This window comes from Bosea sp. (in: a-proteobacteria), from assembly GCF_023953965.1.
In the GTDB taxonomy this organism is placed as follows: Bacteria; Pseudomonadota; Alphaproteobacteria; order Rhizobiales; family Beijerinckiaceae; genus Allobosea.
Genome location: NZ_JAMLIX010000001.1, coordinates 2,027,665 through 2,041,182 on the forward strand (window position 1 = coordinate 2,027,665; position 13,518 = coordinate 2,041,182).

General features: G+C 67.3%; 10 protein-coding genes. 2 read left to right on the forward strand and 8 right to left on the reverse strand.

Features of this window, described 5'->3' with window-relative positions; genetic code table 11:
* Positions 1–30 precede the first annotated feature (30 nt).
* Positions 31–2,616, forward strand: coding sequence for a DNA ligase D (gene ligD, locus M9917_RS09350; protein WP_297253006.1), 2,586 nt, complete (start codon positions 31–33; stop codon positions 2,614–2,616).
* Between the two features lie 66 nt (positions 2,617–2,682).
* Positions 2,683–3,468, forward strand: a complete 786-nt coding sequence (ku, locus tag M9917_RS09355) for a non-homologous end joining protein Ku (protein ID WP_297253008.1) — start codon at positions 2,683–2,685, stop codon at positions 3,466–3,468.
* On the opposite strand, the gene ku (M9917_RS09360) is transcribed toward ku (M9917_RS09355), so the two are convergent.
* From ku (M9917_RS09360) to M9917_RS09395, 8 genes are all read right to left on the reverse strand, one after another.
* Entirely contained in the window at positions 3,469–4,311 is an 843-nt protein-coding gene (gene ku, locus M9917_RS09360) for a non-homologous end joining protein Ku (RefSeq protein ID WP_297253010.1), read from the reverse strand.
* A gap of 99 nt (positions 4,312–4,410) precedes the next feature.
* On the reverse strand, positions 4,411–6,762 hold the full coding sequence (locus M9917_RS09365; RefSeq protein ID WP_465246345.1) for a xanthine dehydrogenase family protein molybdopterin-binding subunit: 2,352 nt from the start codon (positions 6,760–6,762) through the stop codon (positions 4,411–4,413).
* Between the two features lie 116 nt (positions 6,763–6,878).
* Positions 6,879–7,667, reverse strand: a complete 789-nt coding sequence (locus M9917_RS09370; protein ID WP_297253014.1) for an enoyl-CoA hydratase/isomerase family protein — start codon at positions 7,665–7,667, stop codon at positions 6,879–6,881.
* Between the two features lie 64 nt (positions 7,668–7,731).
* Positions 7,732–8,463 carry an IclR family transcriptional regulator gene (locus M9917_RS09375; RefSeq protein ID WP_297253017.1) on the reverse strand — a complete coding sequence of 244 codons (732 nt, stop codon included), beginning with the start codon at positions 8,461–8,463 and terminating at the stop codon, positions 7,732–7,734.
* A 38-nt stretch (positions 8,464–8,501) separates the two neighbouring features.
* Entirely contained in the window at positions 8,502–9,374 is an 873-nt protein-coding gene (locus tag M9917_RS09380; protein ID WP_297253019.1) for a beta-keto acid cleavage family enzyme, read from the reverse strand.
* Between the two features lie 53 nt (positions 9,375–9,427).
* On the reverse strand, positions 9,428–10,219 hold the full coding sequence (gene pcaD / locus M9917_RS09385; protein ID WP_297253021.1) for a 3-oxoadipate enol-lactonase: 792 nt from the start codon (positions 10,217–10,219) through the stop codon (positions 9,428–9,430).
* A gap of 10 nt (positions 10,220–10,229) precedes the next feature.
* Positions 10,230–11,927, reverse strand: a complete 1,698-nt coding sequence (locus M9917_RS09390; RefSeq protein WP_297253023.1) for a GMC family oxidoreductase — start codon at positions 11,925–11,927, stop codon at positions 10,230–10,232.
* 3 nt (positions 11,928–11,930) lie between these two features.
* Positions 11,931–13,517 carry an ABC transporter substrate-binding protein gene (locus tag M9917_RS09395; RefSeq protein WP_297253025.1) on the reverse strand — a complete coding sequence of 529 codons (1,587 nt, stop codon included), beginning with the start codon at positions 13,515–13,517 and terminating at the stop codon, positions 11,931–11,933.
* Between the last annotated feature and the right edge of the window lies 1 nt (position 13,518).

Consider the following 13,518-nt stretch of genomic DNA (forward strand, 5'->3'; position numbering starts at 1 on the left):
GGGGAGCGCCGTCGAAGACGAGGTCTGACGTTGCCGGGCAAGCTGCAAGCCTATCGCGCCAAGCGTGATTTCCGGAAGACGAAGGAGCCCGGCGACGCGATCGCGGTGGCGCCTTCCAACCGCCTGCGCTTCGTCATCCAGAAGCATGACGCGACGCGGCTGCATTACGATCTCCGGCTCGAGCTCGGCGGGGTCTTCAAGTCCTGGGCGGTGACCAGGGGCCCGTCGCTCGACCCTCACGACAAGCGTCTCGCCGTCGCGGTCGAGGACCACCCGCTCGCCTATGGTGATTTCGAAGGGACGATCCCGAAGGGGCAGTATGGCGGCGGCACGGTCCAGCTCTGGGACCGCGGCTACTGGCGGCCGGAGGGCAGGCTGAGCCCTGAGCGCCAGCTCGAAAAGGGCGAGCTCAAATTCACGCTCGACGGCGAGCGGCTGCATGGCGGCTTCGTGCTGGTGCGCATGAAGCACGACCGCGACGGCGGCAAGCGCACGAACTGGCTCCTGATCAAGCATCGCGACGCCGATGCGGTCGACGCCGATGGCGATGCCGTCCTGAAGGCCGGGACCTCGGTGGCCTCGGGCCGGACCATGGCCGCGATCGCCGCCGGGCGCGGGCGCTCTCCCGCCCCTTTCCTGCTGGCCGGGCAGGCCGTCGATGCCGATGCCGTCTGGGACAGCAGGAAGGGATCGGCGGCTGAAGCGCGCGCGGGCAGGCCGGCTCCGGCCGATCCCACCGATCTTCCCGGCTTCATCGCGCCGCAGCTTTGCCGGAGCGTCGCGCGGCCGCCGGCCGGCGGCGGCTGGGTCCATGAGATCAAGTTCGACGGCTATCGCATCCAGGCCCGCGTCGCGGGTGGCAAGGTCACGCTGAAGACGCGCAAGGGCCTCGACTGGACGAGGAGGTTCGGCGCCATCGCGAAAGCCTTCGAGGATCTGCCCGATTGCATCGTCGATGGCGAGATCGTCGCTCTCGACGATCACGGCGCCCCGGATTTCGCCGCGCTGCAGGCCGCCCTGTCCGAGGAGCAGACCGGGAATCTGGTCTTCTTCGCGTTCGATCTGCTCTTTCTCGACGGTGAGGATTGGCGCGATCGGCCGCTCACGGCCCGCAAGGAGAAGCTCGCGGCGCTGCTCGGCCAGCACGCCGACGGAGTCACCTTACGCTATGTCGAGCATTTCGCGACCGGCGGGGAGGCGGTGCTGGAATCCGCCTGCCGGCTTGCGCTCGAAGGCATCGTCTCGAAGCGGGGCGATGCGCCTTACGTCTCCGGCCGCGGCGAAAGCTGGAGGAAGGCCAAATGCCGCGCCGGCCACGAGGTCGTCATCGGCGGCTGGGCGACCACGGCGGGCCAGTTCCGCTCGCTCTTGGTCGGCGTCCATCGCGGTTCGCATTTCATCTATATCGGCCGCGTCGGGACCGGATATGGCGCGGCCAAGGTCGAGGCGCTGCTGGCGCGCCTGAAGGAGCACGAGGCGAAGACGTCGCCCTTCACCGGGACGGGCGCGCCGCGGCGGCAGCCGGGAGTCCACTGGACGGAACCTGTCCTCGTCGTCGAGATCGAATTCGCGGGCTGGACGGGTGACGGCATGATCCGGCAGGCCGCCTTCAAGGGCTTGCGCGAGGACAAGCCGGCGGCCGAGGTCGAGACCGATCTGCCGGCGCCGCCCGCGAAAACCGCCCCGCCGCAGCCCCTGGCCGGACGGGGAGGGCGGGTCGATATCCTTAGCGTGCCGCTCTCCAAGCCCGACAAGCCGCTCTGGCCCGATGCCGAGGACGGGAAGCTGGTCTCGAAGCGCGATCTCGCCCGCTATTTCGAGGCCATGGGCGCCTGGATGCTGCCGCATATCCGGGGCCGGCCGTGCTCGCTGCTCAGGGCGCTGGACGGCATCGCGGGCGAAACCTTCTTCCAGCGCCATGCCGGCCCGGGCACGTCGAGCCTGTTCGAGCTCGTGACGATCGCCGGCGATAGGAAATCCTATCTCCAGATCGATCGGATCGAAGCCCTGATCGCCACCGCGCAGATCGGCGGGATCGAGCTGCATCCGTGGAACTGCCGGCCGGACGCGCTGGAAACGCCGGGCCGGCTGGTGTTCGATCTCGATCCCGGACCGGGGGTCGCCTTCGACCGCGTCGTCGAGGCGGCGAGGACGATGAAGGAGCGGCTCGAGGCGCTCGGGCTCGCCGGCTTCTGCAAGACCACGGGCGGCAAGGGCCTGCATGTGGTGACGCCACTGGCGAAGCCCGGCCGCGGCGGGCTGGACTGGGCCACCGCCAAGGATTTCGCCCGCCGCCTCTGCGCCGGGATCGCCGCCGACGAGCCCGAGCGCTATCTCGTCACCATGGCCAAGCGCCTGCGTGAGGGGCGGATCTTCCTCGATTATCTGCGCAACGACCGGATGGCGACGGCGGTCGCGCCGCTCTCGCCGCGCGCGCGGCCGGGCGCGCATGTCTCGATGCCGCTCAACTGGCCGCAGGTGAAGGCGGGGCTCGATCCGGCCCGCTACACCCTGCGCACGGCGCCGAAGCTCCTGGCCGGGAGCAAGGCGTGGGACGGCTATGGCGATGCCGAACGGCCCCTGGCCGATGCGATCCGCAGGCTTGGCCGTTCCTGACGAGGGCGCTCATCCGGAACGGATCGACGGCCCGGGCGTTCCGCATCCGACCGGAGAAACGCGCCCATGGCCCAGCGGACCTTCTGGAAAGGCTATCTCAAGCTCTCGCTCGTGACCTGCCCGGTCGCGATGCTGCCGGCGCGCTCGGAGAGCGAGAAGGTGCGCTTCCACACGCTCAACCGCCGCACCGGCAACCGTATCCGCAGCCGCTTCGTCGATGCCGTCACCGGCAAGCCGGTGGCCGAGGCAGACGAGGTCAAGGGCTATCCCAGGGGCGACGACGACTATGTCATGCTCGAGGATGACGAGCTCGACGCCGTCGCGCTGGAGAGCACCCGCACCATCGATATCGAGGTCTTCGCGCCGCGCGCCTCCGTCGGCTGGATCTGGTACGACACGCCGCATTACCTCGTGCCGGACGGCAAGATCGGCGACGAGGCCTTTTCCGTCATCCGCGAGGCGATGAAGGCGACGAAGACCGTCGGCATCTCCCGCCTCGTGCTCTACCGGCGCGAGCGGGCCGTGCTGCTGGAGCCGCGCGACAGGGGCATCGTGCTGTGGACGCTGCGCTATGGCGACGAGGTGCGCGACGAAGCGGATTATTTCGCCGATCCGGGGCAGGCGAAGCCCGAGCCCGACCTGCGCGCCCTCATGGAAAAGCTGATCAGATCGCGCACGAAGGACTGGTCGCCCGACCTGACGCAGGACCCCGTTCAGGACGAGCTCCTGACGATCATCAAGGCCCGGCAGAAGGGCCGCGCGCCGGCGCGGAAAGCCGCGCGGCCGGCGCGCGAGGGCAATGTCGTCGATATCATGGATGCGCTGAGAAGAAGCCTCGAAGCCCGGAAGTGATCAACCCGCCTTGCGTTGCGGCCGGGTCTTCGCTGCGGGCTTGGTGACGTGCTTGGCGCCGGCCTTCGCGCCGGCCTTCGCGCTCTGCCGCAGCGCGTCGAGCAGGTCGACGACCTTCGCCGGCTCGGACCGCCTCGGTGGCCTGATCCTGCGTCCCTCGATCTTCGCCTTGACCAATTCGGCGAGCGCGCTTTCGTAGCGGTCGTCGAAGGCCCTGGGGTCGAAGCGGCCAGCCTTGGTGCGGATGATGTGCCGGGCGAGCTCCAGCATCTCGCCTTCGATCTCCAGCTTCGGGATGTCGTCGAAGGCGCTCTCGGCCGGGCGGATCTCGTAGTCGAAATTGAGGGTCGTCGCGATCATTCCGGCATCGTGCGGCCGGATCAGGATCGACCGCATCCGCCGGAAGATCACGGTGCGCGCCAGCGCCGCGCTCTCCTGCTCGGCCATGACGTCGCGGATCAGGGCGAAGGCCTCGGTGGCGACCGGCGTGCCCGGGGTCAGGTAATAGGGCCGGTCGAAGAACAGATCGTCGACCGCGTCGCAGGGCAGGAAGGTCGCGACATCGAGCACCTTGTCGCTTTCAGGCGTGGCCTCGGCGATCTCCTCCGGCTCCAGGACGATGTAGTCGCCGTCGCCGCGGTCGTAGCCCTTGACCTGATCGTCCTTCTCGACCGGCTTTCCCGTGACCTCGTCGACGAACTGGCGATGGACCCGGTTGCCTGTCCTGCGGTTCAGCGTGTGGAAGGAGATGCGCTCGCTCGTCGAGGCGGCGGTGTAGAGCGCCACCGGGCAGGTCACCTCGGCGACCTTGAGAGCCCCTTTCCAGATCGCGCGCGGAGCCATCGGCCAGCCTCGACATCGGAGAAATCGTCGCGATCGAGGAACTGTTCCATGTGGGGGATGGTTCCGATCGCGCCGCCACGAACCGCGACGGCGCGCTGGTCACGCCCGCGCATGAATGGCCCGCCAGATGGCCTGCGGTGTCGCGGGCATGTCGATGTGGCGCACGCCGTGCGGAGCGAGCGCATCGACGAGCGCGTTCATCACCGAAGGCAGGGAGCCGGCGCAGCCGGCCTCGCCGCATCCCTTCGCGCCGACCGGGTTCAACCGGGTCGGCACGCCCTGGCTGATGAAGGAGAAGAACGGCACGTCGGCGGCGCGCGGCATCGCATAGTCCATGTACGAGCCGGTGATGAGCTGGCCGGCCTCGTCATAGGTCGTCATTTCGCAGAGCGCCTGGCCGATGCCCTGCACGACGCCGCCATGGAGCTGCCCCTCCACGATCATCGGGTTCACCAGCACGCCGAAATCGTTGACCATGACGTAGCGGGCGATCTCGACCCGCCCGGTCTCGGGGTCGATCTCGACTTCCGCGATGTGGCAGCCGTTCGGATAGGCGGGGGGCGCCGCCTTGAAGACGTGGTCGACGTCGAGCGTCCGCGGCAGGTCGCCGGGCAGGCCGGCGCCCGCACGCAAGCTTTCGGCGAGCTCCATGATGCCGATCGAGCGATCTGTTCCGGCGATGCGGAAGCGGCCATCGGCGAACTCGATATCGGCGACGGCGGCCTCGAGGAGATGGGCGCTCAGGAGCCTGCCCTTCTCGATCACGCGCTCGCTCGCCTCGATGATCGCCGAGCCGCTCGCCATGATCGATTTCGAGCCGCCGGTGCCGCCGCCCGCGATCAGGCGATCGCTGTCGCCCTGCACGAGGCGGATCCTGTCGAAGGGCACGCCGAGTCGGCTGGTCAGGACCTGGGCGAAGGGCGTCCAGTGGCCCTGCCCGTAGTCGAGCGTGCCGGTGACGATGGTGACCGTTCCGTCCGGCTCGAAATGGATGCCGCCCATCTCGTTGCCCGGCGGGGCGGTGACCTCGAGATAGCAGCCGATGCCGCGCCCGCGCAGCTTGCCGGCCTTGCGGCTCGAGCGTTCGCGGGCTGGGTAGCCTTTCCAGTCGGCCGCCGCGAGCGCGCGGGCGAAGAGCGCCGGGAAGTCGCCGCTGTCATAGACCGTCCCGATCGGCGTCTTCCACGGCAATTGCCGCGGTCCGATCAGGTTGCGCCGCCGGATGACGGCCCTGTCGATCCCCATCTCGCGGGCGGCGGTGTCGATCAGCCGCTCCATGAGGTAATTGCCCTCGGGGCGCCCGGCCCCGCGATAGGCCGCGATCGGCACCGTGTTGGTGACGGCGCAGCGCGTCTGCACCTCGATGAGCGGCGTGCGGTACATGCCGACGCTGTTCTTGCCGATGTTCAGCGTCGCCATCATCGGGCCGGGCGGCGAGAGATAGCCGCCCATGTTGCCGAAGCCGGTGAAGCGCGTCGCCAGGAAGCGCCCGCGCGCGTCGAGCGCAAGCTCGGCCTCGAACACCATGTCGCGGCCGTGATGGTCGGAGACGAAGCTCTCGGAGCGCTGGTCGGTCCATTTCACCGGCTTCTTCAGGAGCCGCGCCGCATGCAGCAGCACGATGTATTCCGGAAACACCGCCGCCTTCATGCCGAAGGAGCCGCCGACATGGCCGGTCAGCAGGTGCATCCGCTCCTGCGGCACGCCCATCGCCGCCGCCAGGTTGTTGCGCATGCCGAAGGCGCCCTGGCTCGGGGCGTGGAGCGTGTAGCGCTTCGCCTTGCGGTCGTAATCCGCGATCGCGGCGCGCGGCTCCATCGGGTTCACGATGATGCGGTTGTTGACGATCCGCACCCGGGTGACATGCGCCGCCCCGGCAAAGGCGGCCGCGACCTTCTCCGCATCGCCGAAATGGTAGTCGAGGATGAGATTGCCGGGAACGTCGTCGAACAATTGCGGCGCGCCGGGGGCAAGCGCCGCCTCCACCGAGGTGACGGCGGGCAGGATGTCGATATCGAGCGCTACCGCCTCGGCCGCATCGCGCGCCTGCAGCGCCGTCCGCGCGACGACCATGGCGACAGGGTCCCCGACGAAGCGGACCTTGCCCGTCGCCAGCGCCTTGCGCTCAGGCCGCTTCATCGCGCTCCCGCCCCGGCTGGGCAGGTCGACCTGGCATTTCAGCAGGCCGTAGCCCTGGCCCTCGAGATCGGCGGCGGTGTAGATCGCGACGACGCCCTTCATCGCGGCCGCGGCCGCGGTGTCGATGCCGCGGATGACGCCATGGGCGTGCGGGCTGCGGACGAAGGCCGCGTGGAGCTGCCCTTCCAGCGAGAGATCGTCGGTATAGCGCCCCTCGCCGCGCAGGAGGACCGCGTCCTCGTTGCGCGGGAGCGACTGGCCGATGCCGGCGCGCCGCGCTGGGTGTTCGGCCTGGGAGACACGCATATTCATAGCAGGGTACCGCAAACGAAAGTGGGGCTTCCACACTGGCCCAAAAGAGCGGCGCCTGCTGTGCAGATGCCGCATGGGCGCTACCCTGCGCCGGCTTGGCTGGCCGGCTCCATCGTCTATCGCCTGGCCTCCTTCAGCCGTGCGGTTTCATCGACGGCCGCCAATGCTTCCAGCGAAAGCGAAAATTCGAGCACATCCTGCAGTTCCCTGCGGATCGCACGGCGCAGAACGAGCTTCGTGTAGCGGATGACGAGCGGGTTGTTGCCGGCGATCTCTTCGGCGATCTCCCGTCCGCGGGCGACGAGGCGATCGGGCGGGAGAACCTCGGCGACAGCACCGGCAGCCAGCAGTTCCGCCGCGTCGATCGTCTTGCCCGTGAGCAGAAGATGACGGCCGCGGTTGAGGCCCAGCACCATCGGCAGGACGACGTTGATGCCGTCGCCCGGCACGGTGCGATTGGTGAAATGGGCGGAATCCTGGATGACGGCGTTGCTGTCGGCGAGCACGATATCGCCGAGAAGCGGCAATTCCGCATGGCGAAGAGCCGGACCGTTGATGCAGCTGATGACCGGCGCGTCGATATCCATGAAATTCATCAGCAAGCGCACACCGTCGCGCCGGATGCGCTCCCATCGCTGCGTGTCGCCGACGGAGAACATGTCGAGCGTCTTGCGGGGGCCCGAGAACGAGGCGCCGGTCCCCGTCAGAAGAACGACACGGTTCTCGGGATCGGCGGCGATCAGGGCAAAGGCGTCGCCAAGCTGCGCCTGCGGATTGGTTCGCCCGCCGGTGTTAACATCGAAAGGTCCGCCATCGGTATGGAGCCGCATCTCCAGGACACCGGAAGCGCTGCGCTGCATGGCGATGTGCGAAAAGCGGTCCTTATAGTCGTCGAAAACGGTCATCCCTCTTCTCCCCGATTTTTGCCGGCCGTCATGGCGCGAGGCTCGCCCTTGCGCGAATCTTGCCTCAGCTCGGCCTTTCCAGGTCGGCGCAGGTGGCGTTGAGCGCATCGACGCAGGCGTCGAAATTGAGCTCCATTCTGTGAACCGGCCCGGCGATGCCGATGGCGAAGTCCCGGCCTGCGATGGACAGCGGCTTGGCGATCGACGTCACGTCGACGACGTTCTGGCCACGATGGATGAGGTAACCGCGGCTCTTGCCCTCGGCGAGCTCGGTCTTGAGCCTGGCGATGAAAGCTTCCCGATCCTCGACGTTCTTCAGTCTCAGCTTGCCGAGCATCGTGTTGAGGGCCTTGTCGTTCATGTGCGACAGCAGCGCCTTGCCCGTCGCCGCCTGCTCGATCGCCCGCACCAGCCCGATCGCGGCCGTGTAGCGTATGAGCTCCAGCCCCTCGAGCACCGCCAGATAGACCACCGACGGCTCGGAGAAGTTGAGCTGGGCGAGCAGGATCGTTTCCCTCGTCTCGGTGCGAAGACGTTCCAGCCGGGGCATCAGCCGGGGCAAGATCGGTTCGTGCCGATCGATCGCCAGGGTGTGCTGCAGCATCAACCGTGTCGGATAGAGGTGCTTCTTGGAGCCGACGGAATAAAGATAGCCATGCTCGATCATCGACTTGAGGAGCCCGAAACAGCTCGACGGGGGGATGGCGAGTTCGCTGGCGAGCTCAGACAAGGTCAAAGGCTGCCCTTTTGCCGCAAAGATCTCAAAGATCTGCAGTATCCGTCTGGCCGTTCTCATCGATATCCCATTTGCGTCACTGAGCCCGAAGCCACATATCAGCGCATGCCGAGCATGTCTCTGGCCTCTTCGGCGGAAGCGGTTTCGCCGCCCAGTTGATTGATGATCCAGCGACTCTTTTCCACGAGCTGGCCATTACCCTTCGTCAATTCACCTTTGGCGACATGGACGGTGTCCTCCATGCCGATACGGACGTGGCCGCCCAGCAGATAGGCCTGCGCCAGCATGGGGAAGGCATGGCGCCCGATGCCGAAACCGCTCCAGGCCGCGTCCTTCGGCAGCAGATCGGCGGCGAAAGCCAGCGTTCTCGGCGTGGCCGCGAACCCGTATTTGACCCCGAGGACGAGGTTGAGCAGCAGCGGCCGCTTCAGCACCCCCCGGTCCAGCAGGTCGTTGAGCAGCCCGATGTCGCTGCAATCGAACAATTCGAGCTCCGGCGTAACACCGCTGTCATAGGCGATCTCGACCATGCGCGTGATGCTCTGCGGCGTGTTGATCACGACCTCGGCGCCGAAAAGCATGGTGTTGAGGTCCACCGAGCAGACGTCGGGGCGCAGCTCGACCACATGCTGAATGCGTTTTTCCGCCTTGAGCAGATTGGTCCGCGGGCCAGCTACGGCCGGATCTTCGTCGCTCGGCTGATAGCGGCCGCCCGGTCCCGTGGTCAGGTTGATGATCAGCGCCGTGTTCTTCGCCCTGATGCGCTCGACGACCTCGCGATAATGCGCCACCTCCATCGAGGGGCGGCCGGTATCGGCATGGCGGACATGGATATGAACGATGGCCGCGCCGGCTTCCGCGGCTTCGAGGCAGGAATCGGCGATCTGTTCAGGCGATATCGGCAGGGCCGGATTCTGGGACGGCTGTGTCTGATTGCCGGTTACGGCGCAGGTGATGATGGTTTTGGTCATGGCGTTTACTTCTCACAAGCTGTTCTTCGTCGTATCTCTTGTTGCCCGGCCCGCTAGAAGCGGCTGAGCCATGCTCCGAGAGCCGCGTTCACCGCGGCTGGCGCTTCGACCGCGAGCAGATGCGCCGCCTTGGGGATGACGATCAGTTCGGCGCCCTTGATCTGTCGCTGGATGTCCTCGGACATCGAAACCGGGGTGGCCGGATCGTCCTCGCCCGGGAGGATGAGCGTGGGAGCCGTGATGCGCCCGTTCGAGGCACGCAGATCCATGTCGCCGATGGCTTCCGCGCAGGCCGCATAGCCTTCGGGGTCGATCGCCAGCAGCCGCCTGCGGTATGCGGCGGCCAGTGCCGGGTCCGTCGCCCGCAGATGCTGCGTGAACCAGCGTTCCACGACCGCGTCGGCAATGGCTTCCAGGCCCTTTTCGCGCACCAGCGCCGCACGGGCGTACCAGGCGTCGCGCGCGCCCATATGGGCGGCCGTCGCCATCAGGACGAGGCTCTCGACGCGCTCGGGGTGGCGCGCGGCCATGGCCTGCGCCGCCATGCCGCCAAGCGAGAGGCCGGCGACATGGGCGCGTGCGATACCGAGATGATCGAGCAGCGCGGCGATGTCGTCCGCCAGCCCGTCGAGCGTCAATCGCGCGCCGGCCGTCATGGCGGGGGAACCGCCATGGCCGCGCGTGTCGTAGCGGATGAGGCGATGCCGGGCGGAAAGCGTCGAAACCTGCGCGTCCCACATCGACAGCGTCGTGCCGAGCGAGTTGGACAGCACGATTGCGGGCGCGCCCCCGGGTCCGGTGACCTCGTAGTGAAGCGGGCGGCCGTCGATGCGCAGAATCGCCATCATTCTTCCTTCACGCAGCCTGCCTGAGGAGATCGGCGACCCGCTCGCCGATCATGATCGAGGGCAGATTGAGATTGGTCCGTGGAATTTCCGGCATGATGGAAGCATCGGCGACGTAGAGGTTTTCGGTGCCGAAAACCTTGCCGTGAGGGTCCGTCACGCTCATCGGATCGTCCGCGCGCCCCATCTTGCAGGTGCCGCAGGGATGCCAGGCGCTCGTCGCTTCGCTGACCACATGCGTGGCGAGCTTCCCGTCATCGCCCAGCAGAACGTCGAGCGAGGGCCCGTCGCGGATGACATGCTCGATCATCAGGTCGCGGATCGGCCGGCCGCTGTCCATCAGCGCGGCGGCGATCCCGGTGAGCACGATGTTGACAGGCGTCTTGCGCCCGATCTGGCGCACCCGCTCCGAATAGCTCGATGGAAACGGATGCTCCAGGAATTTGGCCACGACCGGCAGGCGTGCGATCACGGCCATGCGGCGGAAGGCGTCCATCATCCGCAGCCGGTCGCGGTCGTCGTCCAGCCAGTTGAAGCAGACCTCCGGCTCGGTCGAAGGATCGGGGGAGGCCAGCCCCACCCAGCCGCGGGAATGGGGCTTGCCGAGCAGGGTGCTGAGCGTGCCGATGCGCCCGCCCAGGGCATGCCAGGCCGAGCGGCAGACGGACATCATCACCATGTCAATGTCGTCGCAGCCGGGAAAGCCGGAGGAATAGCGCAGATAGCTGTAGTTTCGACGGAACATGTGCTTCTTGCGCACCGAAGCGCGGAGATAGCCGGAAATGGAGATCGAGGGATGGTCCTGCAGGTTGCGGCCGACCCCCTGCCGGTCGACCAGCACATCGATGCCGAAGCGGGCGAGCTGCTCGGCCGGCCCGATGCCGGAGAGCATGAGCAGTTGCGGCGTATGCAGCGCTCCGGAGGCGACGATGATCGTGCGGGCTTCCAGCCGGCCGGGGCCGCTCGCGCCCGGCAACAGCTCCACCGCCACGGCCCGCCGGCCCTCGAAGCGGATGCGGGCGGCCTGCGCATCGCCCATGACGGTCAGGTTGCGCCGCGCGCGCACCTCCCGCGTGAGATAGCCGAGCGCGGCTGAAATCCGGCGCTCGCCATCGTTGGAAAGGGGCAGCGACGCATAGCCTTCGGCGAATTCGCCGTTCATGTCGGGCAGGTAGCGGTAGCCCTGGCTCTCCCAGGCGCGCCCGACGGAGAGCGTGTAATCGTCCCACTGTTCTCGCGGGAACCGGCGGACGGGGATCGGGCCCTCGTTGCCGTGCCACTGGTCGACGAAATCGCGGTCGCTCTCCAGCCTGCGGAAGTAAGGCAGGACCGCGTGCCAATCCCAGCCGGTCGCGCCGGCGGCGTCCCATCGGTCGAAATCGTCCTCCGCGCCGCGCAGCGCGACCTGCCCGTTGATGCTGGAGCCGCCGCCGATCACCCGACCCTGCTCGAAATTGATCGGCTGGCGCGCCGCTTGCGTGAGATAGGGGCCGTCGCCACGGCGGATTTTCAGCCCCGACCAGACATAGGCGGGATTGGAAAGCGCCATCCCGGCATAGGTATCGAGGATATCGGCGGGCGTCCGATCCGGAGCAAAGTCGGGACCGGCCTCCAGCAGGCAGACATTGTTGCCGGCATCTTCGCTCAGCCTCGCGGCGAGAGCGCAGCCCGCAGAGCCCCCTCCGACGATGAGATGCGTATATTGCATGGCCTAACCGTTCGACCCTGTCGGATGCCGAAGCGGCAGATAGAAGTCGCTGATGCAATTCTGGTATTGGAAGGCGTGGAACGGCCGGGTATTGGCGGTGAGGAACGAGCGCGGCACCTGACTGTTCTGAGCCGTCGCGTATTGCACCTCCGCGAGGAAGATGGATGAACTGAAATCGACGAGATAGGACTGGAGCTCGTCGAAGCGCTGCCGCTTGCGTCCCGCGTCCGGCTCGAGCAGCAGATCGGCGAAACGGCCGATCGCCTCGTCGTTCTTCTCCCAGCGCGGGTTCCAGGTGCCGACGCCGCGCGGCCCGCCGGGTGCCGGCAGGATCTGCGACATCGCGGCGTAGTCATGGGCGATGTCATAGATCGGCTCGGACAGATTATGCGCGCAATCGGTTCGCAGGAGCAGCTCGGGCAGCTCGCCGGCCGGCAGCCCGGCGGCATCCTTCAGCGTCAGCTCGACGCCGACCCGGCGCCAGGCATCGGCGATGATCTCGCCCATGCGCTGGCAGTCGGGGCGACGGTCGATATGAAGATCGGCCTTGAGCCCCTGGGCAAAGCCGGCGCGTGCCAGAAGCTCGCGCGCCTTCGCCGGGTTCTCTTCATAGTGCCTGTGACCGCAGCTCCCCCACTGGCTCGTCCCCTTGGCCGGGCTGTGCCAGGGCCTGGCGAGGCCCAAAAGCCCGTCGCGGATGATCCGGTCGTAAGGCGTGGCGAAGGCCAGCGCATGGCGCACCGCCGGATTGTCGAAAGGCGGCCGGGTGAAATTCACCTCGATCGAGACATGGCCCGCCCAGACGCGATGCAGCGTCAGGTCGTCCCGTTTCGACAGATGCGCGATCTCGTCGGGATCGAGGCCGACGATGACGACGGGGCGCTTCTCGTCCAGGAGCCGGATCGCCGAGGCCCGGTCGGGCGCCGTTCCGACTTCGACGCGCGCTGTTTCGGACCGGCCGGCCCAGTAGTCGTCGCGCGCCTGGAACAGCAGGTGATCGGCGTCCATCTGCGCTAGCGCATAGGGACCGAAGCCGGCGACATTGGAATTCAGCCATTGGATGCCCCACGGATCCTCCGGCGTGGCGTGGGCACGGATTTCGGTGGAATCGACGATGTTCGGCGTCACCGGCAGGAGCCAGTTCGGAAATGTCGGATAGGGGCTGCGAAGCCTGTAGCGCACGGTGTAGCGGTCGAGCGCCTCGACCTTCTCGACGCCGACGACCTGCCGCCAGCGCCAGCTGCTCAGCGTTTCATGCGCATAGGCCTTGCGGAACACCCAGGCGATGTCCTCGGCGGTCAATTCGTTACCGGCCTGGCTGCGCACGCCCGGCCGCAACCGAACGATCCAGTCGCCGTTCTCCTGCTCGTTCCAGCTCAGCGCGAGGCGCGGTTGCATCGCCGTATAGTCTGGCGAGGCAATGCCGGAAGCGTCGATGCTCATCGCCGGCGCGGCGAGCGAATCATAGGCGAGCGCCAGCGCGATGTAGATATCGGGAACTCCGGCCTGGTAGTTCGGATCGTCGTTGTCCAGCCGCTGGGAAATACCACGGACGGGAAACAAGACCGGATCGTCTCTATCTGCGCCCATT